General features: G+C 74.5%; 23 protein-coding genes and 1 pseudogene. 11 read left to right on the top strand and 13 right to left on the bottom strand.

Going from position 1 to position 25595, the window contains the following annotated elements; all coding sequences use genetic code 11:
• Position 1: 1 nt before the first annotated feature.
• Complete coding sequence (locus tag ACH4PY_RS01530) at positions 2 to 1465, bottom strand: PHB depolymerase family esterase (protein ID WP_398174555.1); 1464 nt, start codon at positions 1463 to 1465, stop codon at positions 2 to 4.
• Between the two features lie 614 nt (positions 1466 to 2079).
• On the opposite strand from ACH4PY_RS01530, the gene ACH4PY_RS01525 reads away from it, so the two are divergent.
• Positions 2080 to 3510 (top strand): endo-1,4-beta-xylanase, encoded by a 1431-nt coding sequence (locus ACH4PY_RS01525; RefSeq protein ID WP_398176014.1) that lies wholly within the window; start codon positions 2080 to 2082, stop codon positions 3508 to 3510.
• Between the two features lie 212 nt (positions 3511 to 3722).
• On the opposite strand, the gene ACH4PY_RS01520 is transcribed toward ACH4PY_RS01525, so the two are convergent.
• Entirely contained in the window at positions 3723 to 4454 is a 732-nt protein-coding gene (locus tag ACH4PY_RS01520; RefSeq protein WP_398174552.1) for a cupin domain-containing protein, read from the bottom strand.
• Positions 4455 to 4656: 202 nt separating this feature from the next.
• Here ACH4PY_RS01520 and ACH4PY_RS01515 point away from each other — a divergent pair, with 202 nt between their 5' ends.
• Positions 4657 to 6012: a Gfo/Idh/MocA family protein gene (locus ACH4PY_RS01515; protein WP_398174549.1), complete on the top strand. Its 1356-nt coding sequence runs from the start codon at positions 4657 to 4659 to the stop codon at positions 6010 to 6012.
• Complete coding sequence (locus ACH4PY_RS01510; RefSeq protein WP_398174546.1) at positions 6009 to 7010, top strand: PmoA family protein; 1002 nt, start codon at positions 6009 to 6011, stop codon at positions 7008 to 7010. The genes ACH4PY_RS01515 and ACH4PY_RS01510 overlap by 4 nt, the downstream gene beginning before the upstream one ends.
• 17 nt (positions 7011 to 7027) lie before the next feature.
• Here ACH4PY_RS01510 and ACH4PY_RS01505 read toward each other — a convergent pair whose 3' ends face one another.
• On the bottom strand, positions 7028 to 7429 hold the full coding sequence (locus tag ACH4PY_RS01505) for a hypothetical protein (RefSeq protein WP_398176104.1): 402 nt from the start codon (positions 7427 to 7429) through the stop codon (positions 7028 to 7030).
• Between ACH4PY_RS01505 and ACH4PY_RS01500 the strand changes: the two genes are divergently transcribed.
• A complete protein-coding gene (locus ACH4PY_RS01500) occupies positions 7380 to 8372 on the top strand; it encodes a LacI family DNA-binding transcriptional regulator (protein ID WP_398176012.1) in 993 nt (330 codons plus the stop codon). The genes ACH4PY_RS01505 and ACH4PY_RS01500 overlap by 50 nt on opposite strands.
• Positions 8373 to 8433: 61 nt before the next feature.
• Here the strand turns inward: ACH4PY_RS01500 and ACH4PY_RS01495 are convergent, their stop codons facing one another.
• On the bottom strand, positions 8434 to 8859 hold the full coding sequence (locus tag ACH4PY_RS01495) for a peptidoglycan-binding protein (protein ID WP_398174543.1): 426 nt from the start codon (positions 8857 to 8859) through the stop codon (positions 8434 to 8436).
• Positions 8860 to 9024: 165 nt separating this feature from the next.
• Between ACH4PY_RS01495 and ACH4PY_RS01490 the strand changes: the two genes are divergently transcribed.
• Both ACH4PY_RS01490 and ACH4PY_RS01485 read left to right on the top strand, forming a co-directional pair.
• Positions 9025 to 10329, top strand: coding sequence for an ATP-grasp domain-containing protein (locus tag ACH4PY_RS01490; RefSeq protein ID WP_398174540.1), 1305 nt, complete (start codon positions 9025 to 9027; stop codon positions 10327 to 10329).
• A 112-nt stretch (positions 10330 to 10441) separates the two neighbouring features.
• Positions 10442 to 11476: a zinc-dependent alcohol dehydrogenase family protein gene (locus ACH4PY_RS01485; protein WP_398174538.1), complete on the top strand. Its 1035-nt coding sequence runs from the start codon at positions 10442 to 10444 to the stop codon at positions 11474 to 11476.
• Between the two features lie 6 nt (positions 11477 to 11482).
• Here the strand turns inward: ACH4PY_RS01485 and ACH4PY_RS01480 are convergent, their stop codons facing one another.
• Complete coding sequence (locus ACH4PY_RS01480) at positions 11483 to 12190, bottom strand: hypothetical protein (RefSeq protein WP_398174535.1); 708 nt, start codon at positions 12188 to 12190, stop codon at positions 11483 to 11485.
• 134 nt (positions 12191 to 12324) lie between these two features.
• On the opposite strand from ACH4PY_RS01480, the gene ACH4PY_RS01475 reads away from it, so the two are divergent.
• A complete protein-coding gene (locus tag ACH4PY_RS01475) occupies positions 12325 to 13128 on the top strand; it encodes a maleylpyruvate isomerase family mycothiol-dependent enzyme (RefSeq protein WP_398174532.1) in 804 nt (267 codons plus the stop codon).
• Here the strand turns inward: ACH4PY_RS01475 and ACH4PY_RS01470 are convergent.
• From ACH4PY_RS01470 to ACH4PY_RS01460, 3 genes are all read right to left on the bottom strand, one after another.
• Positions 13115 to 13597 (bottom strand): ATP-binding protein, encoded by a 483-nt coding sequence (locus tag ACH4PY_RS01470; protein WP_398174529.1) that lies wholly within the window; start codon positions 13595 to 13597, stop codon positions 13115 to 13117. The genes ACH4PY_RS01475 and ACH4PY_RS01470 overlap by 14 nt on opposite strands.
• A 167-nt stretch (positions 13598 to 13764) precedes the next feature.
• Positions 13765 to 15021 carry a helix-turn-helix domain-containing protein gene (locus tag ACH4PY_RS01465; RefSeq protein ID WP_398174526.1) on the bottom strand — a complete coding sequence of 419 codons (1257 nt, stop codon included), beginning with the start codon at positions 15019 to 15021 and terminating at the stop codon, positions 13765 to 13767.
• A gap of 111 nt (positions 15022 to 15132) precedes the next feature.
• Positions 15133 to 15675, bottom strand: coding sequence for a GNAT family N-acetyltransferase (locus ACH4PY_RS01460; RefSeq protein ID WP_398174523.1), 543 nt, complete (start codon positions 15673 to 15675; stop codon positions 15133 to 15135).
• A 347-nt stretch (positions 15676 to 16022) separates the two neighbouring features.
• Here ACH4PY_RS01460 and ACH4PY_RS01455 point away from each other — a divergent pair.
• Positions 16023 to 16297: pseudogene (locus ACH4PY_RS01455) on the top strand (hypothetical protein); the annotation flags it as partial.
• A 148-nt stretch (positions 16298 to 16445) separates the two neighbouring features.
• On the top strand, positions 16446 to 17039 hold the full coding sequence (locus tag ACH4PY_RS01450) for a hypothetical protein (RefSeq protein WP_398174520.1): 594 nt from the start codon (positions 16446 to 16448) through the stop codon (positions 17037 to 17039).
• A gap of 71 nt (positions 17040 to 17110) precedes the next feature.
• Here the strand turns inward: ACH4PY_RS01450 and ACH4PY_RS01445 are convergent, their stop codons facing one another.
• A complete protein-coding gene (locus ACH4PY_RS01445; RefSeq protein WP_398174517.1) occupies positions 17111 to 18055 on the bottom strand; it encodes an NADP-dependent oxidoreductase in 945 nt (314 codons plus the stop codon).
• 99 nt (positions 18056 to 18154) lie between these two features.
• Between ACH4PY_RS01445 and ACH4PY_RS01440 the strand changes: the two genes are divergently transcribed.
• Positions 18155 to 18574, top strand: a complete 420-nt coding sequence (locus ACH4PY_RS01440; protein WP_398174514.1) for a winged helix-turn-helix transcriptional regulator — start codon at positions 18155 to 18157, stop codon at positions 18572 to 18574.
• A gap of 19 nt (positions 18575 to 18593) precedes the next feature.
• Here the strand turns inward: ACH4PY_RS01440 and hemC are convergent, their stop codons facing one another.
• From hemC to ACH4PY_RS01425, 3 genes are all read right to left on the bottom strand, one after another.
• Positions 18594 to 19529, bottom strand: a complete 936-nt coding sequence (gene hemC / locus ACH4PY_RS01435) for a hydroxymethylbilane synthase (RefSeq protein WP_398174511.1) — start codon at positions 19527 to 19529, stop codon at positions 18594 to 18596.
• Positions 19530 to 19744: 215 nt separating this feature from the next.
• Positions 19745 to 20308, bottom strand: coding sequence for a DUF1707 domain-containing protein (locus ACH4PY_RS01430; protein ID WP_398174508.1), 564 nt, complete (start codon positions 20306 to 20308; stop codon positions 19745 to 19747).
• A gap of 22 nt (positions 20309 to 20330) precedes the next feature.
• Positions 20331 to 21305, bottom strand: a complete 975-nt coding sequence (locus ACH4PY_RS01425) for an alpha/beta fold hydrolase (RefSeq protein WP_398174505.1) — start codon at positions 21303 to 21305, stop codon at positions 20331 to 20333.
• 212 nt (positions 21306 to 21517) lie between these two features.
• Here ACH4PY_RS01425 and ACH4PY_RS01420 point away from each other — a divergent pair, with 212 nt between their 5' ends.
• Positions 21518 to 21931: an ASCH domain-containing protein gene (locus ACH4PY_RS01420; protein ID WP_398174502.1), complete on the top strand. Its 414-nt coding sequence runs from the start codon at positions 21518 to 21520 to the stop codon at positions 21929 to 21931.
• Between the two features lie 60 nt (positions 21932 to 21991).
• Here ACH4PY_RS01420 and ACH4PY_RS01415 read toward each other — a convergent pair whose 3' ends face one another.
• Complete coding sequence (locus ACH4PY_RS01415) at positions 21992 to 25477, bottom strand: phosphodiester glycosidase family protein (RefSeq protein ID WP_398174499.1); 3486 nt, start codon at positions 25475 to 25477, stop codon at positions 21992 to 21994.
• Positions 25478 to 25595 lie beyond the last annotated feature (118 nt).

The following is a 25595-nucleotide window of genomic DNA, read 5'->3' as shown; positions in this document are numbered from 1 at the left end:
GTCAGCTGGTGGTGCAGCTGATGGTGGGGCTGGGGGCTGTGCCGTTGCCGGTGAAGCCGTAGGTGGTGCTGGCCCCGGCGCCCAGGGCGCCGTTGTAGGAGGCGTTGGTGACGGTGACCGCGCCGCTGGTGCCGGTGTTGGTGCCGTTCCAGACCTGGGTGATGCTGCTCCCGGACGGGAGCGTGAAGGTGGTCTTCCACCCGGCGATTCCCGCGGTGCCGGTGTTGGTCACCGTGACCTCGGACTGGAAGCCGCCCTGCCAGGAGTTCACCGTCTTGTACGTCGCCGAGCAGCCCGAGCTGTTACCCCCGGTGGAGCCGGAGGTCGAACCCGAGGTTGTCCCGGTGGACGTACCGGTCGAGGTCCCGGTGGACGTACCCGTGCTCGTACCCGACGACGTACCCGACGAGGTGCCGGACGACGTGCCCGTGGACGTACCGGTCGACGTGCCCGTGGACGTACCGGTCGACGTACCCGACGACGTGCCGCCCGTCGTACTGCCCGAGCCGTCCAGGCCGAAGAAGGCGATGGCCTTCGCCGCCATGCCGTTCGTCGGCAGGGAGTGGCCGACGCCCGCGATGCTGAAGGCCTCGACCGGGGCCTGGGTGGTGTTCGCGCCGTAGCGGGTGTGGGTCCAGCCGGACTGCGGGGTGTCGGTGACGACCGGGGTCTGGCTGACGCCCAGCACGTTCGTCCACTGCTTGATCTCTTCGCCGAAGTTGTTGTAGTTCAGCGTCGTGTCGGCGGTGCCGTGCCACAGCTGCACGCGCGGGCGGGGGCCGGTGTAGCCGGGGTAGGCGGCGCGGACCATGTCGCCCCACTCCTGCGGGGTGTGGCTGATCTGGCCGTTGGCGCAGGCGTTGTTCCAGCCCGAGGGGTCGTTGGTGGCGAAACAGCCGAAGGGCACGCCCATGAAGGCGGCGCCGGCCTTGAAGATGTCGGGGTAGTCGCCGAGCAGGACGTCGGTCATCATCGCGCCGGACGACGCGCCGGTGACGTAGACGCGGCCGGCGTCGGCGTTGTTGTGCTGCTCGACGTAGCTCACCATCTGGGCGATGCTCGCCGGGTCGCTGGTGCCGTTGTGGGTGAGCGCGCCGGAGGAGGAGACGTCGAAGCACTGGCCGCTGATGTTGGCGTCCGGGTAGACGACGATGAAGCCGTACTGGTCGGCCAGGGTGTGGAACTCGGTGCCGGAGTAGAAGGCGGAGGCGGTTCCGGTGCAGTAGTGGACCGCCACCAGGACGGGCGGGTTGGCCTGCACGGTGTTCGGCACGTACTCGTACATCTTGAGGTTGCCGGGGTTGCTGCCGAAGTTGGTGACCTCGGTGAGCGAGGCGGCGCTCGCGCTCTGCGACGTGACGGTGACGGTGGCCGTGATCGCGGCGACGGCGGCGCCCAGGGCGACGAGGAGCGTTCGCAGCCGGGTCGTGCGTTTCGGGTCGTTCGGCCCGCGTGTGGGGGGCATGGCCTGCTGTCCTTCCGATGAATCCGGATGTGCCGCCCTCGTGGAGGCTCCCTCTCCGCAGGGGGCGGTGGCACGGGTGGGACCCGTGTGACACATTGCGAAAGTTTTCGACCCTGTCGCGAATGTTTCGGGCACCATAGGCCCGAAAAGTGACCGAGTCAATACATCCGGCCACGGTCCGCCCTTCCGCCCCGCGCCGCCGGGCACCCCTGTGTACCCCGCGTCGCACACCGGAAAACCGCCCACCACGAGGGACCCCGCGGCTCCGTGCAACGGTCCGTCAACTGCCCTTTTTCGCCCTCCGGTTGTTTCGGAAAGGAGTCGTTGACGTTTCGAACCCCAGGGTCCACACTGGCGGACGATCCACCCTCCTCCCGGCCACGCCGCATCCGCGGCACAACTCCCGTGGCTGACACCACCCTCGCGAATGGACCCCCACCCGTTCGGACGGTGCGCACCGCGCTGTCCGGACTGCCAGCTGAAGAGGAAAGAAGAGGTTGGAAGTGTTCAGTCATTCCCTCCGGGACCGCGGGCAGGTCCGCGGACGTACCAGTACCGGTGTGCGCGTCGCCGTCGCGGCGGCCACGGCCGGCGCGGTCGCCACGTTCGGCCTGATGGCGACGGCCGGCACGGCGCACGCGGCGGGCACCCTGGCCAGTTCGGCAGCGGCCAGCGGCCGCTACTTCGGCACCGCGGTCTCGACGGCCCACCTCGGCGAGGCGCAGTACGCGTCCACGCTGGACGCCGAGTTCAACGCCGTGACGCCCGAGAACGAGATGAAGTGGGACACCATCGAGTCGTCCCAGAACTCGTTCAACTTCGGTCCCGGCGACCAGATCGTCTCCCACGCCCAGTCGCACAACATGCTGATCCGCGGCCACACGCTGGTGTGGTACCAGCAGCTGCCCGGCTGGGTGTCGAACCTCAGCGCGACCGCGCTCGACGCCGCGATGAAGAACCACATCACCACGGTGATGAACCACTACAAGGGCAAGATCTACGCCTGGGACGTCGTCAACGAGGCCTTCAACGACGGCGGTTCCGGGACCCACCGCAGCTCGCCCTTCCAGGACAAGCTCGGCGACGGCTACATCGAGGAGGCCTTCCGCACCGCGCGGGCCGCCGACCCGAACGCCAAGCTCTGCTACAACGACTACAACACCGACGGCATCAACGCCAAGAGCACCGGCATCTACAACATGGTCAAGGACTTCAAGGCGCGCGGTGTCCCGATCGACTGCGTCGGCTTCCAGGGCCACTTCAACCCGCAGTCGCCCGTCACCTCCGACATGCAGGCCAACCTCCAGCGCTTCGCCGACCTCGGCGTGGACGTCCAGCTGACCGAGGTGGACGTCGCGGGCTCCGGCACCGCGCAGGCCACCAACTTCAGCAACATCGTCAAGGCGTGCATGGGCGTGACCCGCTGCACCGGCATCACGGTGTGGGGCATCACCGACAAGTACAGCTGGCACAGCCAGGACACCCCGCTGCTCTTCGACGGCAACTACCAGAAGAAGCCCGCGTACGACGCGGTGATCTCCGCGCTCGGCGGCGGCACCAGCGCGACGGGCGGTACGTCGTCGGGTACGTCCTCGGGTACGAGCACGGGTACGTCGACCGGTACGTCCACGGGCACGTCGTCCGGCACCTCGTCGGGTACGAGCACGGGTACGTCCACCGGGACCTCGACCGGTACGTCCACCGGGACAACCTCGGGCTCGACCTCCGGCTCCACCGGGGGTAACAGCTCGGGCTGCTCGGCCACGTACAAGACGGTGAACTCCTGGCAGGGCGGCTTCCAGTCCGAGGTCACGGTGACCAACACCGGCACCGCGGGAATCGCCGGGTGGAAGACCACCTTCACGCTCCCGTCCGGGAGCAGCATCACCCAGGTCTGGAACGGCACCAACACCGGCACCAGCGGCGCGGTCACCGTCACCAACGCCTCCTACAACGGCGCCCTGGGCGCCGGGGCCAGCACCACCTACGGCTTCACCGGCAACGGCACAGCCCCCAGCCCCACCATCAGCTGCACCACCAGCTGACCCGCCCGCGGAGGGGTAAAGCGCCCCGTCCGTGGACAGGATGAAGACAACAGGCGGCGCGGCAGCACTCCCTGACTGCCGCGCCGCCGCCGTGACCGGCTCCGGAGCCTGCCTTGTCCGGGCTCCGGGGCTACCCGGGGGCGCGCTGCGGCGCGCCCCCTCGGCATGTCCGAGGCCGACCGGTTTCCGCGGCCGGTCCCCCGTGGCCGGTCTCAGCGGGCGTCCTCCCGGCGGGTGGGCGCGAGGTGGCCGCACATGCCGAGGACGTCCTGCGGCGGGGCCGCGGCCCTGACGACCGCGGCGTCCGCGAGGTGCCCGGCGGCCCCCCGGCGCAGGGCGGCGATCTGCTCGCCCGTGCGCGCGGCAGCGGTCGCGGCCCGCTCCCGCCAGGCGGCCTCCCACGCGTCCAGCCGCGGGGCGACGAGCGCGGCCGCGGCGGCGTGGAAGGCCTCCAGCGCCTCCGGCCGCCCCGCCCCGTACTCCGCCGCGAGCTGCCGGAAGCCGCTGACGGCCAGGTCGCGGCGGGCTCGGGCGCGGGCGGTGCGCTCGGCGGGGGTGCCGTCGCCGAGGGAGGCCGCGGCGGCGTAGGCGGCGGGGCTCGCGAGGTGCTCGGGCGGGAAGGTCATGACGGCGTCGCCCGCCTCGGGCAGCCCGTCGTTCTGCATGACGACCAGGACGTCCAGGCCGCCGGTGTCGACGGCCCGGTGGATGGTGCCGGGCGTGAACCACACGGTGTCGCCGGGCGCGAGCGGGGTGCGGCGCAGCCCCTCGGCGGCGGTGAGGGTGTGCAGTTCGCCGCTGCCGCCGACGACGTAGTACGCCTCGGTGCAGGTCAGATGGAGGTGCGGGGAGCCGCCGTGCAGTTCGTCGGCGGTGGCCCACGGGTAGACGCGCAGGCGCGACAGGCCCACGCCTCCGGGCAGCAGCGGTATGTCGCGCGTCATGCGGGCGTCCCTTCGACGGGCGGGCGGGTTCCCTGCGGGGTCGGTGCCCCGGATTCTCCCCTTCCGGGGTGGGGTCCGGGCGTTCGGGCCGGTCGGAGGGGGCGGCGCCGGGTCTGGTGGCGGCGCACCGCGACCGTATATCGTTCGGAAAGCTTTCCGAAAGAGCCCCCCGGAGCGGCGGGGCGGAACCGCAGGAGGACGTGTGCCCGTCAGCAGCACCGGCGGAATCGGCAGCGCGGACGACGGCGAGGACGGCCGTGCGGACGCAGCCGGGGGCGGCGTAGGCCCGGCCCCGGACGGCCCTCGCGGTGTTCCGGCCGCCCCCGGCCGACCGGTACGCGTCGCGATCGTCGGCACCGGCGGTATCGCCGGGATCCATGCGCAGAGCCTGGCCGCGCTCGGCGGGCGGGCCGAGATCGTCGCCGCCGCGGACGTCGATCACGCGCGGCTGGACGCCTTCTGCGACCGCTGGCAGGTGCCGGGCCGCTTCACCGGCCTGGACGCGCTGCTCGCGGGGTCCCCGCCCGACCTGGTGCACCTGTGCACGCCGCCCGGCCTGCACAAGGAGCAGGCGCTCGCGTGCCTGGCCGCCGGGGTGCCGGTGCTGTGCGAGAAGCCGCCGACGCTGAGCCTTGCCGACCTCGACGAGATCGGCGCCGCCGAGCGCGCGGGCGGCGCCTTCTTCGCGACCGTCTTCCAGCACCGTTTCGGCTCCGGCGCCGCCCGGCTGCGGGCCGCGATGGCGACGGGGGCGCTGGGCCGTCCGCTCGTCGCCGTCTGCCACACGCTCTGGTACCGCCCGGACGCGTACTTCGCGGTGCCGTGGCGCGGGCGCTGGGAGACCGAGGGCGGCGGCCCGACGATGGGCCACGGCATCCACCAGTTCGACCTGCTGCTCGCGGTGCTGGGCGAGTGGCGCGAGATCACGGCCGTCGCGGCGCGGCTGGCGCGGCCCACCGCCGCCGAGGACGTCTCGTGCGCGATCGCCACCTTCGACGGCGGGGCCGTCGCGACCGTCGTCAACTCCCTGCTCTCACCGCGCGAGACCAGCTACCTGCGCTTCGACTTCGAGCACGCCACGGTCGAGCTGGAGCACCTGTACGGCTACGGCGACGCGGACTGGCGGGTGCACCCCGCGCCCGGACACGAGGACGCGGTGGCCGCGGCGTGGGAGGCGGGCCCGAGCGGGCGGCCGTCCGGCCACTCCGCGCAGTTCGCGGCGGTGCTGGACGCGGTGGCGGCGGGGGCCGCGCCGCCCGTGACGCTCGCCGAGGCGCGCCGCACGCTGGAGTTCGTCGCCGCCACGTACGCCTCGGCCTTCGAGGGCAGGCCCGTCGCCCGCGGCACGATCGGGCCCGCCGACCCGTACCACCGCCGTATGCAGGGCCCCGGCGCCCCCTGGCCCGCCGAGGCCGCAGCGCCCGCCGGTCCCGCAGCGCCCCCCGAGGCCGCAGCGCCCGCCGGTCCCGCAGCGCCCCCCGAGGCCGCAGCGCCCGCCGAGGCCGCAGCCTCCGCCGTCCCCGCCGTGTCCGCGAGCCCCGAGGAGCCGTCCCGGTGACCGACATCCGTACGCCAGAACCGCCCGCCGGACCGGCGGAAGGCACCGAACCCGTGCCCGGCGGGCTCGGGCTCACGCACGAGGTCGGCACGTCCCTCGGGCTCACCTACCGGGGCCGCCCGCTCGCCCGCTACGTCTACCGGCCGTGGGACGCCCGCCTGGAGTCGCCGCGCCCGTACTTCCACCCCCTCCGCACCCTCGGCGGGGACGCCGTCAGCATCTACCGGCCGCACGACCACATCTGGCACAAGGGCCTCGCGCTCTCCCTCCCCAACGTGGACGACGACAACTTCTGGGGCGGGGTGACGTACCGCCGCGGCACCGGCTACCGGCAGTACGACAACAACGGCTCCATGGACCACGTCGGCTTCCCCGAGCTGGACCTCGGCGGCGACGGGCGGCTGCGCGTCACCGAGACGCTGCACTGGCACGCCGCGAGCGGCGAGCGCCGCTTCACCGAGGAGCGGCGGCTCGTCGCGGCCCTGCTGCCCGGCGAGGACGCCTGGGCGCTGCTCTTCCGTACCGCGCTCACCAATGTGCGCGGCACCCGTACCGTCATCGGCAGCCCCACCACCGAGGGCCGTCCCGACGCCGGTTACGGCGGCCTGTTCTGGCGCGGGCCGCGCGACTTCACCGGCGGTACCGTGCACACCCCCGGCCGCAGCGGCGGCGACGAGCTGATGGGCGTACGGGCCCCCTGGCTCGGCTTCACCGGCACGCACGACGGCCACGGCCGCTCCTCCACGCTCGCCTTCGTGGACGCCCCGGGCAACGAACCGGGCGGCGCGGACGTGCGGTGGTTCGTGCGCTCCACGCCCTTCGCGGCGGTCTGCCCGGCGCCCTTCTTCGACCGCGAGGTCACCGTCGAGGACGGGGAAACGCTGGTCAGGGCCTATGCCGTGGCCGTCGCGGACGGCGACCGCGGCCCCGCCGGGACCCGGGCCCTGGCGCTCGCGGGCGCGGCCCTGCTGGCGGAAGAGCACAGGGACGTTCCGTAGCATGGGTAGGTGACAGGTCAGACCCCGCGCACCCGGCGGAAAGCGGGCGCAGCCAGCGAGCCGAGGCCGGGCGACGGGCCGTCGCCGACCGGCGGACCGGCCGCGACCGGCGGACCCGCGTCGGCCGAGGCGCCCGCGTCGGCCGGTGGGCCCGTGTCGGCCGGTGGCCAGGCGGCGGGCGGCGGATCGGCCGGCAGGTCGAGGACGGCCGGTGCGTCGGCGGCCGGTGCGTCGACGGTCCGCGGGTCGAGGACGGCCGGTGGGCCGAAGTCCGCCGGTGGGGCGCGAACCGGCGGGGGTTCCGGGGGTTCCGGGGGTACCGGGGCCGCCGGAGCGGCCGGGCCCGCCGTCCCCGCGACGCTCGCGGAGATCGCCCGCCAGGCGGGCGTGTCCGCGCCGACCGTCTCGAAGGTCCTCAACGGCCGCGCCCACGTCGCCCCGGCGACCCGCGACAAGGTCGAGGCGCTGCTGCGCGACCACGGCTACCGGCGCAAGCGCGGCGCCGCGCGCCCGCGCCCGTCCGGCCTGCTGGAGATCGTCTTCCACGAGCTGATCAGCATGTGGGCGACCGAGATCATCCGCGGCGCGGAGAACGTCGCCCGGCAGGAGGGCCTCACGGTCGTGCTGTCGGAGTCCTCGGGCCGCGAGGAGATGGGCCTGTCCTGGGTGGACGGCGTCCTCACCCGGGACCCGGCGGGCGTCATCCTCGTCATGTCCGATCTCACCGCCGAGCAGCGGGAGTTGCTGGTCAGCCGGGACGTGCCCTTCGTCGTCATGGACCCGGCCGGGTACCCCGCCGACGACGTCCCCTCCATCGGCACCACCAACTGGCAGGGCGGCTACACCGCGACCCGCCACCTGCTCGACCTCGGTCACCGCCGTATCGGCGTCATCGGCGGCCCGGAGAGCGTGCTGTGCGGCCGCGCCCGGATCGACGGCTACCGCGCGGCGCTGGAGACCGGCGGTGTCGCGTGCGACGACAGCCTCGTCCGGCACGGCACCTTCCAGACCGAGGCCGGTCACCGTATCGCCCGCGAGCTGCTGTCCGCCCCGGCCGGTGACCGCCCCACCGCGCTCTTCGCGGGCAACGACGTGACAGCGATGGGTATTTACCAGGCCGCGCGTGAACTCGGCCTGCGCATCCCGGAGGACGTGAGTGTCGTCGGCTTCGACGACCTGCCGGTGTCGGCGTGGATGGGCCCGCCGCTGACGACCGTCCGCCAGCCGCTGGTGGACATGGCGGAGGCCGCGGCCCGCCTGGTGCTCGACCTCGGGCGCGGTGTGCAGCCCGGCATGCGCCGGGTGGAGCTGGCGACGAGCCTGGTGGTGCGGGGGAGCACGGCGGAGCCGCCGGAGGAATGAGCCGTACGGCCGGGGTGTGGACGAGCCCGGCCGTACGACTCCGTCAGGCGGCCGTCCCGCGTCAGTCCAGTTCGACCGGCGGGGAGGGCGGGATGTAGTTGGACGTGGACGGGACGTAGCCCATGCAGTACCCGTTGCCGCCGTAGTAGCTGTCGCCCCAGTAGAGGAGCGCGTAGCCGGTCGCCTTGCCGACGACGCCGTCCACCGTCAGGCCCTCGAACGAGAGGGCACTGCCCTGGATCCAGCGGACCATGTCGTAGGTGGCCGGTCCGAAGACGCCGTCCTCGCCGATGGTCGGGTGGTCGTAGGTCCTGGCGATGTCGTTCGCCAGGTGCTGCACGCACCAGACGGCGTGAGTGTTGTTCGTGTAGCCGTACCCGACGTAGGGCGAGCCGGTGCTTGCCTGGGCCGTGCCCATGCCGACGGCCAGTGCCAGGCCCGCGGCCGTCGCGGCCACCGCGGCGCGGCCCAGGATCTTGCTGAACACGTACGTGTCCCCCTTAGTGCTGCTGCTGCCCGGCGACCGCCGGGCAGCAGCAGCGAACCAGGGACGTCCAACGATCGGCCAACATCACGCCAACATCCCCCGGGCGCATCGCCCGAACGCGACCGCATACCCGGGTGCCCCCAACTCCGGGTCGCGACGGCCGTATTGCGACCACGAGCGTCCGCTCACGCGAAACCTGGCCGTCATCGAACCGGGTTACGATCCGCTCACCCTCCCACCCGGCTCCACCCCCGCCGCCGACTCGTCGGCCCCCACCGTGAGGAGCGCGCCATCGCACTTCGGATCTGGCTCAGCAGCGCAGGCGTGGCCTCCACCCAGGTGATGCGGATGCTGCGGGACAACCCGGACGGGGTCGCCGTCCGCATCCACGGCACCAACGTCGATCCGGACGCCCCCGCGCTCGCCGCGTGCGACGTGTCCGAGGTGGAGCCGCGCCACGTCGGCGACGCCGAATACGCCGAGTTCGCCCTCGACTTCTGCCGCCGGCACGCGATCGACGTGCTCATACCGCCGCGCCGGCTCGCCGCGCTCGCGGGCCGCGCCGACGACTTCGCCGCGCTCGGTACCCGGCTGATGTGCTCGCCGCCCGACGCGGTGACCGCGCTGACGAGCAAGACCCGTACGTACGAGGCCGCGCGGGCCGCCGGGGTGCCGGTGCCGCCGTGGCGGGCGGTGCGCGACGCCGCCGGATTCCGCGCCGCCGTCGAGGAGTTGACGGCCGACGGGGAACGGGTGTGCTTCAAGCCCTCCGGGGAGTTCTCGGCGTTCGGCTTCCGGGTGCTGGACGACCGCCCGCTGCGGATCCGCGACCTGCTCGCGCCGCCCGTGCCGGTGGTGTCGGTACGGGCCGTCGCCGAGGCGCTGGAGCGGGCGGCCGAGGCGGGCGAGAGCGTGCCGGAATTCCTCGTCATGCCCTACCTGGACGGCCCGGAGGTGAGCGTGGACTGCCTGTCCGCGCCCGGCGGGGTGCCGCTCGCCGCCGTCCCCCGCACCAAGCAGGGCCGTTACCGGCTGCTGCTCGACGACCCCGAGGCGATCGGCATCGCGCGGGCCGTCGTCGAGCACTTCGGCCTCGCCTACCTGTCCAACGTCCAGCTCCGGCACCGCGCCGGGCGCCCGGTGCTGCTGGAGGCCAACCCGCGGCCCTCCGCCGGGGTCTTCCAGACCGCCTTCACCGGCCTCAACCTGCCCTGGGCGGCGGTGCGTCTGCTCGTCCGCGGGGAGCCCGGTGTGCTGCCAGAGCCGCGGCTCGGCGGGCGCGTCGCCGTCACGGAGTCCGCGGTGCAGGTCGGCCCGCAGGCCCCGGCTCAGGCCCCGGTCCCGGCGCTGACCGGGCTGGACGGCGGACTGGACGGGGGGCGGGTCGCGGGCGGTGCGGGGCCGGCGCGGGTGCCCGCGCAGGCGGCGGTGGCCTTCCACGAGGAGGCGGCCGCTCCGGCGACCGGGTGATCCTGCGCACGTCGGGAAGATCGCGTCACAGCACGGGAGTTGACCGGGTCGAGGGCGGCCCGACGATCTCGCGGGCCGCCCCCTGACGGACGACGACCGGAGGACGGACGCGATGACCAGAACGGTGCTCTTCCACGAATACGGCGGCCCCGAGGTACTGCGGGTCGAGGACGCCGACCCGGGCGAGCCCGGCCCCGGCGAGGTGCTGGTGCGCGTCGACGCCATCGGCCTCAACCGCGCGGAGGCGCTCTTCCGCGCGGGCCACTACATCGAGCCCGTGCGGAAGTTCCCCGCCGGGCTCGGCGCGGAGGCGGCGGGCGTCGTCGAGCGCGTCGGACCGGGCGTCACCGGCCTCACCGCCGGGCAGCCCGTCAGCGTCATCCCGGCGTTCTCGCAGAACGACCACGCCGTCTACGCCGAGCGCGCCGTCGTCCCCGCCGCGGCCGTCCTCCCCCGCCCCGAGGGCCTCGGCGCGGTCGAGGGCGCCGCGGTGTGGATGCCGTACCTCACCGCGTACGGCGCGATGGTGCAGGTCGGCGGGCTGCAGCCGGGCGACACCGTGCTCGTCAACGCCGCCTCCAGCAGCGTGGGCCTGGCCGCCCTGCACGTCGCCGAACGCATCGGCGCCCGCGCCATCGCCCTGACCCGCGGCCCGGCGAAGAAGGAGGCGCTGCTGCGCGAGGGTGCCGCCGAGGTCGTCGTCACCTCCACCGACGACGTCCCCGAGGCGGTTCGCGAGGCGACCGGCGGCCGCGGCGTCGAACTCGTCCTCGACGCGGTGGCCGGCCCCGGCGTCCGCGAACTCCTCGGCCTCGTCGCCCCCGACGGCACCCACATCGTCTACGGCGGCCTCAGCGGCGAACCGACCCCGTACCCCGGGCTCGAACTCGGCATGCCCCCGGTCGCGCTGCGCACCTTCCTCGTCTTCGAGACCACCCACCGCCCCGAACGCCTGCGCCGCGCCGCCGCGTTCATCGGCGCGGGCCTGCGCGCGGGCGCCTTCCGCGCGGTCGTCGACCGCACCTTCGAACTCGCCGACGTCGTCGAGGCGCACCGCTACCTCGACGCGGACGACCGGGTCGGCAAGACGGTGCTGACCGTCGAGCACGTCGAGCACGTCGAGCACGTCGAGCACGTCGAGCACTGAGACCGGTCAGAACGGGGGCGTCCCGGCGAGGGCGGTCGTCACGGCGTAACCGGCGAGGGCCGGGACCGCCAGCGAGGCCAGCATCAGCCACAGCCCGCAGAAGCTGTCGAGCCAGGCGCGGGGGCGGGACCGCCGGGAGCGGCCGAGCGCCGCCCCGGCGTGCCCCGTCACCTCCACGCCGGGATCCGCCTCCAGCGCCCGGCGCAGCGCCGCCACCACGTCGTGCCCGTCCGCGAGGGACAGCCGCACACCGTTGCGGTCCAGCAGCCGCAGCCGGTCGATGCGGACCCCGCGCCCGTACGTCTCGAAGCGGCGTACGCGGACCAGCGCGCCGAGGTCCAGCGTGCGCGTGCCGGTGAGCGTCATCGCCGAGAGCAGGGACCGGCCGTCCCGCACATCGACGGTCACCCGCTCGGCGTCCCCCACGTACATCTCGACGACCAGCTGCCCCGCGAACATCGCGGCGAGCGCACAGAGGCCGGTGAACGCCGCGGTGAGGACCTGTGCGCGGACGAGACCGGCGACGGGCAGGGCCACCGCCGCCCACACCGCGCCCACCACCCGCATCCCGCGCGCCGCCCGCCGCCGGGACTCCGCGGCCGGCACCGGCTCCAGCAGGGGCCGCGGCCGTCGTCGCGCCGCGGAGGTCAGCCGGCGGCGTTCGCGGGCCAGCCCCCGCTTGACCTCCCGCCACGCGCGGCCCTGTTCGTCCACGCCCGCAGCATAGGGCTGCCGCCCGGGCGGAGGACACGGGTCCGGCGCCCGCTGCCCGCGCCCCCGGAGAGCCGCCGGACGGCCTTCGGACGGCCTCTGGACAGGACGTCCGCGGGGGCGCACGCTTCTCGGCCATGAGCACCGACGCCGTGACCCTCGCCGTGCACGACGCGGCCGACCGTACCGCCGAGCTGCTGCGGGGCGCGGCCGGGCCCGGCGCCGGGGTGCGCATACCCCGCTCGGCGTGGACGGTCGGGGAGGCCGCGGCCCACCTCGTGCTCGCCAACCGGCTGATGGCCGGGCTCGCGGCCGGGGAGGAGCACGGGACGTACGGGGACGGCACCCCCGGCGGGCTCGCCGCCGCCAACGCGGACGCCCTCGCGGCCTACGGGGAGCGGGACCCGGCCGTCCTCGCCGAGGCGATGAGCGCCTCGGCCCGCGCGTTCACGGCCGCGGCCGCGTCCCGCTCCCCGTCCGCCCCGGCGGACACCCCCATGGGCCCGATGGACCTGGCGACCTTCGGCTCCTACCTGCTCACGCACATCCTCGGCCACGGCTACGACATCGCGGTGGCCCTGCGCCGCCCCCACATGCTCACCCCCGCGAACGCGGCCCTGACCGTCCCCTTCCTCCGTACGGCCATGCCCCGCGTCGTCGACCCGCGCAACGCCGCCGCCCACACCGCCTGTTACCGCCTCCGGCTGCGCGGCACCGCCGTCCCGCCCTTCGCGGTGACCTTCACCTCCGGCGCGGTGGAGGTGAGCGACGAACCGCCGCGCCGCCCCGACTGCACGATCGCCCTGGAGCCGGTGAGCTTCCTCCTCATGGCGCTGGGCCGCCGCACCCCCTGGTCCGCCGCCACCCGCGGCGCCGTCCTCCCCTCCGGCCCCCGCCCCTGGCTGGCCCCACGCTTCCCGGGGCTGTTCAGGGCGCCGTAAGACCCGTTGCCCGGGTGGCTGCCTCGCCGGTGCCCCGGCCGGGATCCGTGCACAGCGCCCAGACCGCCTTGCCCGGTCCGCTCCGGCAACTCACGCCCCACTGGCCGCCGGTGAGGGCGTCCACCAGGCACAGACCGCGGCCCGACTCCTCGTCCTCGCCCGCCCGTCTGCGCTCCGGCAGGGCGGTACCGGCGTCGTGCACCTCGATGCGGATGCCGGATTCCAGCCGCTCCAGCCGTGTCGCGATCAGGTGGCCGTACGGCGGGTACGCGTGCGTGATCGCGTTGGTGACCAGCTCGGACACGATCAGCTCGGCGCTGTCGGTGAGCTGCGTCAGGTCCCAGAGGCCGAGCTGCCGGACGAGGAACCGGCGCGCCCGGCTCACCGTGCGTGGGGCGGGCGGCCACAGCTTCTCGGCGACGAGATCGTTCTCCCCACCGGACTCGGGGTGCGTCACGGGGATCACCACGCGGGCCTCCGGAGTGCATGGCGGGGGCGGTGAGGCTCGTGCATGTCGGCGCTCCTCAACGGCGTTGACCACGCCCCTGGGCCGGTCGCACGGCCGCGGGGGTCCTTTCGGTCAACGACGCTACGAGCGGTCGCCGCGAGGAGGGGGCACAGATTGTGTCCCCTCGGTCACGCCGCCAGGACGCCCAGTTTCACCGCGAGCCGGGCGGCCCGCCTGCGCCGCGCGGGATCCCGGGACTCCGTCTCCTCCAGCACGATCCGCTTGGCGTAGCCGTTGTACTTGATCGTCTCCGGGGCCGTCTCGTGCGCCTTGTCCAGCGTCGCCAGGGCCACGTCCGGCTGGCCGTCGAGGTGGTAGCCGCGGGCTTCCTCGATGCGGTGCCGGGCCCGGCGGGGACGTGAGGGGATGGTCGCGGCCTCGGCTGCCGCCGCCTGGCGCACGGACTCCCCGCCCGCATGGAGTTCGACCGCCACCGTGACGGCGTGGGCGCCCATGATGGCCCGCGAGAAGGACGTGACGGGGTCGTAGTAACCGGCCGGGAGCCGTTCGGCCATGGCGCGTGCCCGGTCCCAGTAGCGCCACGCCGTGCCCGTGTCCCCGCGGCGTGCAGACGTGTATCCGGCCTCGAAGGTCAACGCACCCGCGATCGCCAGCACGTCGTCCGGCGCGTCCGGCAGCAGCGGCGTCAGGTACTCCAGGCTCCGCAGGTTCACGGCGTCCGCCGCGTCGAAGTGGGCGGGCCCGGTGTCGCGGTGTGCCTGGGCGGCGAGCCACGCCGCCGTGCCGATGGCCCGCGGGTCCTCGCTCTCCTGCGCGGCGACCAGCCCGCGTTCGGCGACCCGCCACAGCAGCGCCGCATCCGGCTGGTAGGCGACGAAGAACTGGCACAGCGAGTACGTCTCGCTGAGCAGCGCCTGCGTCGCCCGCCGGCCTGCTGCCCCGTCCGACTGCCGCACCGCTGCCTGCACGTCGCGGATCAGCTCCGGCAGCAGCGCCCCCAGCACCTCGCGGTGGTTGGGCGCGCTGTGCCGGGCGGCCCACGCGTGGTCGAGCCGCGCCCGCAGGTGCGCCACCGGCGGCGCGGCCTCGTCGGAACCGACCGGGTAGGCGTCCACCGCCGCGCGGACGGCGGCGAGCCGCGGGTGTCCCGGACCGGCGAAGAGGCTCACGTTCATCGACCGGCTGCCGGTCAGCTCTGCCAGGTCCCGCACGCGCAGCACCTCGGCGATCCGCAGGATCACCTCGAGCTTGGGCGTCTTGAGCCGCCCGCTCTCCACACCCTTCACCCACGACCCGGACCGCCCGACGAGCCCGCCGAGTTGCTCCCGGGTGATGCCCTTGCGCGTCCGCAGTATCTGCAGCCGCTGCCCGAAGACCAGCGGATCCGCGTACGGGTCCGGCGTACCGTCGTCCGAGGGGACCATGGCCCTGCCCTCCTTGCGGCGAAGTCACAGCCAGCGTACGGCGCGTGGCCGCTTTCACGGGGGTACACGGTGGTTCGCCCAGCGCGTTGCGTCCTCAGTGTCCTGAGCGGCTCACGAAGTCGTACGCCCCTCGGGCGAGACAAAGCACAGCGCGTCCACCGGGCCGCTCGCGAACTCGTGCACCACGGAGCCGAGCTCGGCCCAGCCCAGGTGCCGGTAGAGCCTGATCGCCGCGGCGTCCTTGCTCAGGACGTCGAGCACGAGCCGCATCCCGCGGGCCCGTGCGTCAGCCGTGGCCGCCGCCACCAACGCGGCCCCGGCCGCGTGCCCCCGGCCTTCGGGGACGACGAAGAGCCGTGCCAGGACGTCGACTTCGCCCGGATCGGCGCCGCTCCGCTCCACCCACATGCGCACGGCGACCTCGTGCGTGCCACCCCGGGTGACGGCCACATGCCCGACCACCCGCCCCTCCAGCTCCGCCACCCACGCCCCCACCATCCCCGGCGGGCTGAGCCACCCCACGGGGTCGCCCACCTCCTCCATCGGATAGCCGTCCGTCACGTGCACGACGCCGAGCCCCTGGGCCGCCTCGGCGAGATCGCTGTCCCGCCGCACGCGTACGAGGACGCCGGGGGCGGTGGTGTGCTGGTTCACGTGGTCTCCTCGGAGGTTGTGCGACAGCTCTTCGACGGGGCCGGGCCAGGCGAACTCGTACTCCAGCTCGTAGAGGTGGCCCGCCTTGACCAGGATGCCCTCTCCGGCGGTGGCGACATCGCGCTGCCACGTGGGGGCTTCCCCACCCCGCCGACAATGCGGGCCGGTCGTGTCCGAGTCGGCACCGGAGTCCGCATCGAAGCCCAGGTCCTGCGCTACGTTGCGGCCATGACTACCGGGACGGCCTCGCGCCGCGCACGGATCGGTGACCCGGTGCTGTGCTGAGCGCCGACGGCAGGGCCGACGCGGTCGCCGCCTTCCCCGAGGAGGGGGACCGGCACCCGGGAGTGCTGATGCACGCCGACGGGTTCGGGATCCGGCCCGTGACAAGGGAGATGGCCCCGAGCCGGCCGGGCACGGCTACTACGTGTTCGTGCTCGACGTCTTCCACCGGGACGGCCCGGACCTCGGCCTCCTCGTCGACGGGCCCGGACTCTTCGCCGGACCCACCGCCGAGACGCATCTCGGCCACGCCGAGGGCGACGTGACGCCCGAGGCCCTCGCCGGCCTCGACAGCGCCCTGGACGCCGCGGGCGTCCGCCACACCTCCGAGATCTACCCCTGCTGGGCCGAGCCCTGAACGGCAGCTGAGGCTGCGGCTCGCAGCGGAGGCCGGGGAGGGCCGCCCGGCCCCCGGACAGCCGCGGTGGGCCAGGGCGCTGTCAGTGCCCGGCCCTAGCATGCGGACACCTTTTCGAAAGCAGGGGATCATGGGCTTTTGGGGCCACTTCATCGTCGCACGCAGCGAGCGACCGCTTCTGGAAGCACCGGTGTTCGACGGGCTCGGCCGGAACGGGCGGGCCGCAGCGCACACCTTGTGGGCACGGCCCGGGGGCTGGCAGACGCTTCAGCTGGACCCGGACAGCTGGAACGTGAGCCAGCTGCCCGCTCTCGTGGCGTGCACGGGTGCACCGGCATGCACCGCGTGGTTCTACGACAGCGACATGGCTCACCTGACCGGCCTCGGAACGGACGGCCGACAGTGGGAGGCCTGGCTTCGCCCGGACGTGGCCGCCAACCTCAGGGTCGAGGATCCCGAGGACATGGACGACAGCAGCGTGTGGTGGAGCAGCCCCGAGTTCGCGGAAGCGGCACGCCTCATACGCGCGGAACTCGACGCGGAGGTGCCGGACGTCGCGGCGGGCGCCATCGCCTGGGCCGCGTCCGCGGGCGTCGGGGTGGCGGACCGCGCGCGTATCGAAGAGGTACTGCGCTCGGAGGAAGGCTCGGCGGAGGACGTCTTCTTCGACCTCCTGGACGCGTTGGGATTCCCCGCTGCCGCGGAACTTTCACCCGAGCGCTGACGTCAGGGCTGCTCCGCGGCCTCCGGTGCCGGCCCCGGGCACCTGTGCCTCCGCCGGGCTCGTCCCGGCAGTCAGACCGTGAGCACGATCTTCCCCGTCACCCGCCCCGACTCGCTCAGTTCGTGTGCCTTCGCCGCCTCCTCCAGGGGGAGGACGTGGTCCACGGTCACGTGGAGGGCGTCGCGTGCGATCAGGGTGGCGATCTCCTCCAGGTCGGGGGCGGACGGGGTGAAGCCGAATTCGGTGAAGCGGAGGCCGAGTTCGGTGGCCTGGGCGCGGACGGCGGTGCGGTCGGGGCCGGTGCCGCGGACGTCGACGAGGTGGCCGCCGGGGGCGAGGGTGGGGAGGGAGCGGGGGCCGTAGGTGTCGCTGATCGGGTCGAGGACGATGTCGATGTCGTGGACGGCCGCGGCGAAGTCGGTCGTCGTGTAGTCGACGAGTTCGTCGGCGCCGAGGTCGCGGAGGAAGGCGTGCTTGGCGGCGCGCGCGGTGCCGATGACGTACGCGCCGCGGGACTTGGCGATCTGGACGGCGAGGTGGCCGATGCCGCCCGCCGCGGCGTGGACGAGGACGCGGTGGCCCGCGCGGACGCCGGCGGTGCGGACGAGGGACTGCCAGGCGGTGAGGGCGGTGACGGGGAGGGCGGCAGCCTGGACGGGGCCGAGGGACGGGGGGCGCAGGGCGATCGCGTCCGCGGACACCGCGGTGTACTCCGCGTAGGCGCCGCCCGGCGGGAAGGCGCAGCCGTACACCTCGTCGCCGGGGCGGATCCGGGTGACGCCGGGGCCGACCGCCTCGACGACGCCGGACACGTCGAGGCCGAGGGTGAAGGGCGGTTCGCCGAGGCGGCGGATGGCGCCGGAGCGGATCTTCCAGTCGGCCGGGTTGACCCCGGCGGCCTGGACGCGCACGAGCGCCTGGCCCGGTCCGGGGACCGGGCGGGGGAGTTCGACGACCTCCAGGACGTCGGGACCGCCGTAGCGGCGCTGGCCGACCGCGCGCATCTGAGGGCTCATCTGGACGTTCTCCCGGGCTCGTCGAGGGGTGGTGCTCACATCCAACGACGTGCCGGTACCTCTTGTGAAGAAGGCACCTGATTGATATCCAGGTACCTTATGGAAACCATGTCGGGGCGGATCACGCCGGAGGAACTCGACGCCACCTACCGGCGCGACTGCCCCTCGCGCACCGTCGTCGAGGCCCTCGCCAACAAGTGGGTGCTGTACGTCCTCGCGGCCCTGCGCCGCTACGACCGCCCGATGCGCTTCAGCGAACTGCGGCGGCTGCTGGACGGGATCACCCAGAAGATGCTGACGCAGACGCTGCGTTCACTGGAGCGCGACGGCCTCGTGCGGCGCACCGTCTACCCGACCGTGCCGCCCCGCGTGGAGTACGCGCTGACCGACCTCGGCGTCGAGGCCGGGCAGGTCACGAGCGCGATCAGCGCGTGGTCGGTGCGGCACGCACAGCAGATCCTCACCGCGCGGGTGGCCTTCGACGACCGCGCCGCCACCCCGCCGGAACCGCTTCCCTAGCGGTGCCTCGGCGGGTGCCTCAGCGCGTGCCCCGCGCCGCGTCCAGGAGCGCGTGGGCGCCCTGCGCGACGAGGTCGGCGGCCACGGCGCGGCCGAGGGCCTCGGGGGAGTGGGCGGCGTCGGCGAGGGAGGCCGTGAGCTGGGTCGTGCCGTCCAGGGAGCCGACCTGGCCCAGCAGGCTGAGGGTGCCGTCCGGGAGGAGCCGGGCGTAGGCGCCGACGGGGACGCTGCACCCGCCGTGCAGTTCCGCGAGCAGCGCGCGTTCGGCCCGTACGGCGGCGTCGGCGGCGGGGTCGGCCGTGGTGGCGAGCAGGGCGCGCAGCGGCACGGAGGCCTCGTCGGTGCGGACCTGGATGCCGAGGGCGCCCTGGCCGGGGCTCGGCGGGAAGAGGTCGAGCGGCAGCAGTTCGCCGATCGCGTCGTCCAGGCCCAGGCGGCGCAGGCCCGCCGCGGCGAGGACGACCGCGTCCAGGCCCTCCGACTCGATCTTGCGCAGCCGCGGCGGCACGTTGCCGCGGATCGGGACGATCTCGACGTCCGGCCGTACCGCCCGCAGCTGCGAGGCCCGCCGGGCCGCGCCCGTACCGACCCGCGCCCCCTTCCGCAGTCCGGCGAGCGTCGCCCCGCACAGCGCGTCGCGCACGTCCTCCCGGCCCGGCGGCGGCAGCAGCGTGAGGCCTTCGGGTACGGCCGTGGGCAGGTCCTTGAGCGAGTGGACGACCACGTCCACCTCGCCGCGGGCGAGCGCCGCCTCCTGCGCGCTGCTGAACGCCGAGCCGCCGCTGCCCGCGGAGACGTCCGCGAGGCCCGAGCGGCGGTCGCGGTCGCCGCCCTCCAGGATCACCCGGTGGGTGAACTCCGCCTCCGGGAAGCGCTCCCGCAGCGGCGCGAGGTACTGCCGCACCTGTGCCCGCGCGAGATTGCTCGCCCGCGAGCCGACGAGGTACCGGGCCATCGCGACCACCTCCGCTCCGTCCGGACCGCACACCGGCCGGTCCTCCGCCAGCCTAGGCGGGGCCGCCGCGTGCTGATGCAGACAGCGGGTCGGCACGCGGGGGACGCCCCCGGGCGGCGGGTCACCCGCGGAGGCGAACTCCGCGGCGGGCGTGGCGGGTCACCCGCGGAGGCGAACTCGGCGGCGGGCGTGGCGGGTCACCCGCGGGAGCGGGGTCAGCGGCGGGCGTGGCGGATCTTGATGCGGCCGAAGCCGACGACGCCGGACACCCGGATGGTCGGCGCCGTGGCGGAGGTGGTGGGGCGGGGCCGGTAGCGCAGGTCCTTCCAGGTGGTCGTGAGGTCGCCGACCTCGACGATCGCGTCGCGCGGCACGGTGATGCGCGCGCTGCCCGTGCCGAGGGCGAGTTCGAGGTCGAGGACGGGGTGCGGGAACACCGCGCGGGACAGGTCGAGCCGGACCTTGCCGAAGGCGGATTCGACCTTCAGCCTGCGGGGGAGCTGCCACGCGCCGCCGCGCCGGATACGGCCGGTGGCGGCGCTGATGGTGACGGCGGTCTCCTCGGGGCCCGGGGGCTCGGCCGGGAGGGAGTCGACGGCGGCCGCGAGGTCCGCCTCGGTGCGGGCGGTGAGGGCCCGGCCGAGGCGTTCGTCCATCTCCTCGTGCGTGAGGTGCTCGGCCGCGTACGCCTCGCGCAGCCGCCGGACGGCGGCTTCGCGGGCGTCGTCGGTGAGGGGCGGCTGAGGCGGCTGGGGCGGCTGCGCGGGCGGGGTGGTCACCGTCCCACGATAGGGGCAGTGTTCAGGCGGGCGGGAGGCCGGTGAGCCAGCCGGTCAGCAGGGCGTTGACCTCGGTGGGGCGCTCCTGCTGGATCCAGTGGCCGCAGCCGTCGAGGATGTGGTGGGAGACCAGGCCGGGCAGCGTCGCGGGGAAGGCGTCGATCGCCTGCGACATCCATGCCGTGGAGGCGTCGAGGGCGCCGCCGACGAAGAGGGACGGCTGCCGCACCGGGGCGCCGTCGAAGGCCGCGAGGTCCTCCCAGTCGCGGTCCAGGTTGCGGTAGCGGTGGAGCGCCCCGGTGAGCCCGGTCCGCTCGAACTCGCCCGCGTAGAAGTCGAGTTCGGTCTCGCCGAGCCAGGCGGGGGTGCGGTCGTGCGGGAAGCGCTCGCGCAGGGTGCCGCCGGGGCGGACGAAGTGCGGGTCGGGGGCGCCGGGTTCGGGCATCGTGTCGGCGGACATCGCCGCGTAGAAGCCCGCGAGCCAGCCGCGGACGTCGGGTTCGATCTCGGCCTCGGCGCGGCCGGGCTGCTGGAAGTAGGAGACGTAGAACTCCTCGTCGCCGCCCATCGAGGCGAAGATCCCGGACGGCCGCGGTCCGCCGCGCGGCGCGTACGGCACGCTCAGCAGCCCCACCGCGCGGAAGACGTCCGGGTGCAGCAGCGCGGCGTTCGCGGCGATGTTCGCGCCCCAGTCGTGCCCGACGATCACCGCGGGTCCGTCGCCGAGCGCGTGGACGACGGCGGCCGCGTCGGCGGCCAGCTCCGTCATGCGGTACGCCTCCGGCTCCGCGGGCCGCGAGGAGCGCCCGTAGCCGCGGACGTCCACGGCCGCCGCGTGGAATCCGGCCGCCGCGAGCGCGGGCAGCTGGGCCCGCCAGGAGTACCAGGACTCGGGGAAGCCGTGGACGAGCAGCACGAGCGGCCCCTCCCCGTGCTCCACCACGTGTGTCCGCCCCGCGGGCGACGGGACGAGCCGGTGGGTGAACTGCTGCGGCATGGCGCTCCTCCGGAAGGGGCGAGGGGACGGGCTCCGTCCCTGATCATCCGCACCGGTACCCGGCCCACCAAGATCATTTGCCGATCCGGCAACACCGCCGCCCGCAGCCCGCAGCAGGTGACGGCCGTGGTGTCCTACGGACCTGCTCCGTGTCTTACGCCCCGCGCGGAATCGCCTTGTGACCGCCGGACGCCCCTTCGTACGCTCGCCGTATGAGCGATCACGAACTGCCGGTGCTCGAACTCGCCTTCCCCGGACCGGAGCGCGACCGCGGTGTGGCCGCGATCCGCAGCGGCGAGAAGACGGCCCTCACCGGCCTGAAGGAGATCTACGAGCACGCGGGCGAGGCGCTGCCGGCGGTCGGGCAGCGCTATTCCGTCGTCGACTCCGACGGCGCCCACGCCGTCACGATCGAGCTGGTGGAGGTGACCGTGCTGCCGATGGCGGAGGTCGGGGACGACTTCGCGCACGCCGAGGGGCGCGGTTACGCCGACGCGGCGCAGTGGCGGGACGCGCACGTGGACTTCTTCACGAGCGAGGGCGTCCGCGACTTCCTGGGCCGCACCCCGGTCGTCGACGGGGGCACGCTCGTGGTGGCCGAGCGCTTCCGGGTCGTCCCGGAATAGCGGCTCCAGGTCCCGTCCGCCCCGCGCCGCCTGCCGGGGCGCGGGGCGGACGGGCCCGGCTCAGCCCAGTGTCACCTTCGCCGAGGACGTCAGCCCGCCCGCGGCCACCGTCAGCGTGACCTCGCCTCTGCCGACCGCGGTGAGCGTGCCCGCGGCGAGGTCGAGGACGGCGAGCGTGCCGTGGCGGCGGCGCGCGGCCGCGGCCTCGGCGGACGTGCGGGCCACGGCCAGGCCGCGGCTGCCGGACCAGGTCACGCTCGCCGGGAAGCGCAGCGGGAAGCGCAGACCGAACTCGCTGGTGATACCGGTGGCGGTGACGTCCGCCGAGGCGCCGCGCGCGAGCCGCGCCGGGGCGGCGAGTTCGATGCCGTCGATGAGCGGACGGGATTCGGCCACCAGCCACTCGCGGGTGTCGGGGCTGGGTTCCCCGGCCCTGATGCGCGCCGGGCGCGGATCGACGGCGACGTGCATCCAGCCGAAGAAGCCGCCCTGGTCGGGCGAGCTGTAGGGGGTCTTGCCGACGGCCGGGGTGGTGATGTCGAGGACGCCGTCCGCGCGCGTGACGGACGCGGTGTGCGCGTGGCCGGTGAACAGCGCGACGGGCTTGCCGGACTGCTCGCGGAAGTCCGCCAGCCACCGCTGGAGCAGGCCCGCCTCCAGCTGGTCGGACAGCTGCGAGGCGCCCGCGCCGGAGGGGTCGCTGAGCGGGTGGTGGAAGGACACCACGACGCCGGTGACCGAGCCGTCCTTCGCCGCCTTCGCCAACTCGGCCTGGAGCAGCGGCACCTGGGACCAGTCGGAGGTGCGCATGTCGCCGGTGTGCGAGTCCAGCAGGATGAAGCGCACACCCTTGTGGTCCAGCACCTGCTTGTTGGGACGGCCGGTCGCGGACAGGAAGGTGTCCAGACCGCCGGTCGCCGACAGGCCCGCCTCGTGGTTGCCCGGCGTCCAGTAGACCGGAAGGCCGGCGGGGACGTGGTCGCGCAGCAGGCCGAGCGCGAGGTCGAAGTCGGCCTGCGTGTTGTTGTCGACGAAGTCGCCGTTGATCAGCACGAAGTCCGGCTTGCTCGCGACGAGTTGGCCGAGCGCCTCGACGGCCTGCCGCCCGGAGAAGGAGTCCGGCCCGGCGGCGGCGCTGATGTGCAGGTCGGAGAGCACCGCGAACGTCCAGCGCCGGTCGGGCAGTTCGCCCTGCTCGACGACGTACGGGTCGGGCTGCGGCGGCTCGGACGCGTCCGGCTCCTGCCCGACCTGTGCGGCGAGACCGTCGAAGAGCAGCACGCCTGCGTTCTTGTTGGTCTGCGCGGTCTCGGCGATGTAGAGGCGGGAGAGCGTGACGGGGTCGGAGAAGCCCGCGGGGAGGTCGCCGACGACCCGCCGCCAGCCCGTCCAGTCGACGACGGTGGCGAAGGTGAAGGGCACGTTGGTGGTGCCCTGCGAGGAGAGCATCGCCCGCAGCCAGTGGCCCTTGCCGTCGCCGTTGACCCACAGCGCGAGCTTCTTGGTGCCCGGCGGCAGCGTGAGCGGTCCGGGCGTGGCCACCGCGTAGGCGGCCGACGTGCTGGACTGCCCGGTGAAGTCGTACGTCAGCTGGAGCGCGTGGTTCCCGGCCGCGGCCCCGGGGCGGTCGTCGGCGGCGACCACCGCGACCGACGCCGTACCCCGCGCGGCCAGCGCCGTCCACTGCCCGGCGGCCTCGAACTCGCCGAGCGAGACGTCCACCAGGCCGACGGTGACCGGGAGCCTGGCGGTGACACCCTGCACGGTCGCGGTGAGCGTCGCCGTCGTGCCGCCGCCGTCCGCGGCGCCGGTGACGGTCAGGCCGGTGGCGGTCGCGGTGACCGTGAGGACGGCCTTGTCGTAGTCGAGCGCGACGTCGCGCGGTGCGACCGGCGCGTCGAAGCCGTCCGCGTCGTAGCCGGTCAGCGCCACGGTCGCGGTCGCGCCCGGGTCGATCGTGACCGCGCGCTGCGTGAAGGCCAGCCGGTGCAGCTCGCCCAGCACGCGCAGCCCGGCCTCGCCGTCGGCCGCGCCCGCGTGGGCGCGCAGCACACCGGCACCGGAGCGGCGGGCACGGAAGACGCCGTCGCTGACGGAGCCGAGCGAGCCGGGCGTCGCCGACCAGCCGACCTTGTGGCCGCCGGTGCCCGCCGGGCCCCACGCCTCGTCGTAACCGGCCACGGCGACGTCCACCGTCAGGCCCGGCACCACGCGGTCGGCCCGCGGGCGCACGTCCAGGCCGCGCAACTGGCCCGAGCCCGGCCGGGAGAAGAGGCCGACGCCGTTCGGCACGGGCCGCTCGCCGCCGTCCGAGGGCGTGTTGACGACGCTCACACCGCTGTCGCCGGGGCGCCGCGCGACGATCTCGGTGGAGCCGCCGCCGTCCAGCATGAAGGCCTCGTACGCGCCGAGCCGCGCCATCAGCACGGCCATGTCGTCGAAGCTCAGCCCCGCGGAGAAGTTCGCCGAGCCGTCCACGGCGACCAGCAGCAGCCGGTGCCCGCCCTGCGGCCAGCCCACCGCGGTACGCGGCTTGGGCGCGTCGTTGCCGGTGCTCGGCGGGAAGTCCACCGCCGTGCCCGCCTCGACCAGCACCGCGCCGCTGCCCAGCGCCACGGCCGGCACGCCGGGCGCGTCGCTCTTCGGCGCGAAGTCCACGCTCACCGGGTCGCCCTGGCGCACCGAGGCGAGCTGCGCGGCCGCCGTGCCGCGGCCCAGTACGACAAAGCCGTCGGCAGGTACGGCCGTTGACGTCAGCTGCGCGTTCACTGCGCTCACCACGCCGCCGCTGACGACGACTTCGGTGTACGGGCCCGGGTCCTGGAGCAGCGTGCGGTCGGCCGGTCCCCACAGCGGGGTGTAGACCGACACCGCGTTCGCCGGGACGGTGGGCGAGTTGAGCGCGGCGAGCGGGCGCGCGGTGCCCGCGACCGTGACCGTACCGGTGATCATGAGGTCCGCGAGCCGCGCGACACGGTCGGCGCCGATCGCCATGACCGTCTGCGCGGTGCTCGTGCCCTTGCGCAGCTGACCGCCCTTGATCTCCGGGCCCTCGGCCGCGTAGGTCTCGGTGATGTCGAAGTAGTCGCCGTTGACGGCGGCCACCGCGTGCTGCCCGTCCGCCGCGCCCGCGAGCGGCCGCGCGTGGCTGACCTCGGCGGCGACCAGGTCGACGGACACCGACGCGGTGCCCAGGTCGGCGTTCAGCACATGGGCGCGCATCCAGCCCGTCCGCCCGAACAGGTCGAAGGACGTCAGCACGATGCCCGGGGCGACCGGCCGGTCCACCCGGCCCGCGACGACCGACTCGCCGTCCACGGCCAGGTCGTACACCGGCGCCTTGAAGCGCGCGGGCTGCCCCGGTCCGTCGCCCCCGGGCCCGTCGTGCCCGTGCCCCTGCGCGTCGCCGCCGCCCGCCGCGTACGCGGGGGCCGCGCCGGCGGCGACCCCGCCCGCGACGAGGCCCGCCGCCACCGCCCCGGCGATCAGCCCGCGCCGCGTGACCTGGCCGCCTGCCGCCGCCGCGGCGCCCGATTCCGTCCTCATGTCCCTGCTCGCATCCGTGTCCATGGCTGCTGACGCTAGGCGGTCGTACTTGCCCGGGAACGGACGTCGAGGTGAACACCTGACGGCGCCACGGTTCCGTCATTCCGCATGGCGGGAC

This window comes from Streptomyces sp. NPDC021224 (assembly GCF_044332905.1).
Taxonomy (GTDB): domain Bacteria; phylum Actinomycetota; class Actinomycetes; order Streptomycetales; family Streptomycetaceae; genus Actinacidiphila.
Note: the sequence above shows the minus strand (reverse complement) of the source record. Positions and strands in the feature narration are given on the sequence as shown.

Excerpts from the sequence above, each read along its gene's own strand:
- ACH4PY_RS01530 (WP_398174555.1), bottom strand. The coding sequence starts at position 1,465 with ATGCCCCCCACACGCGGGCCGAACGACCCGAAACGCACGACCCGGCTG.
- ACH4PY_RS01525 (WP_398176014.1), top strand. The coding sequence starts at position 2,080 with ATGGCGACGGCCGGCACGGCGCACGCGGCGGGCACCCTGGCCAGTTCG.
- ACH4PY_RS01520 (WP_398174552.1), bottom strand. The coding sequence starts at position 4,454 with ATGACGCGCGACATACCGCTGCTGCCCGGAGGCGTGGGCCTGTCGCGC.
- ACH4PY_RS01485 (WP_398174538.1), top strand. The coding sequence starts at position 10,442 with ATGACCAGAACGGTGCTCTTCCACGAATACGGCGGCCCCGAGGTACTG.
- ACH4PY_RS01475 (WP_398174532.1), top strand. The coding sequence starts at position 12,325 with ATGAGCACCGACGCCGTGACCCTCGCCGTGCACGACGCGGCCGACCGT.
- ACH4PY_RS01465 (WP_398174526.1), bottom strand. The coding sequence starts at position 15,021 with ATGGTCCCCTCGGACGACGGTACGCCGGACCCGTACGCGGATCCGCTG.
- ACH4PY_RS01450 (WP_398174520.1), top strand. The coding sequence starts at position 16,446 with ATGGGCTTTTGGGGCCACTTCATCGTCGCACGCAGCGAGCGACCGCTT.
- ACH4PY_RS01445 (WP_398174517.1), bottom strand. The coding sequence starts at position 18,055 with ATGAGCCCTCAGATGCGCGCGGTCGGCCAGCGCCGCTACGGCGGTCCC.
- ACH4PY_RS01440 (WP_398174514.1), top strand. The coding sequence starts at position 18,155 with ATGGAAACCATGTCGGGGCGGATCACGCCGGAGGAACTCGACGCCACC.
- hemC (WP_398174511.1), bottom strand. The coding sequence starts at position 19,529 with ATGGCCCGGTACCTCGTCGGCTCGCGGGCGAGCAATCTCGCGCGGGCA.
- ACH4PY_RS01425 (WP_398174505.1), bottom strand. The coding sequence starts at position 21,305 with ATGCCGCAGCAGTTCACCCACCGGCTCGTCCCGTCGCCCGCGGGGCGG.
- ACH4PY_RS01420 (WP_398174502.1), top strand. The coding sequence starts at position 21,518 with ATGAGCGATCACGAACTGCCGGTGCTCGAACTCGCCTTCCCCGGACCG.
- ACH4PY_RS01415 (WP_398174499.1), bottom strand. The coding sequence starts at position 25,477 with ATGAGGACGGAATCGGGCGCCGCGGCGGCGGCAGGCGGCCAGGTCACG.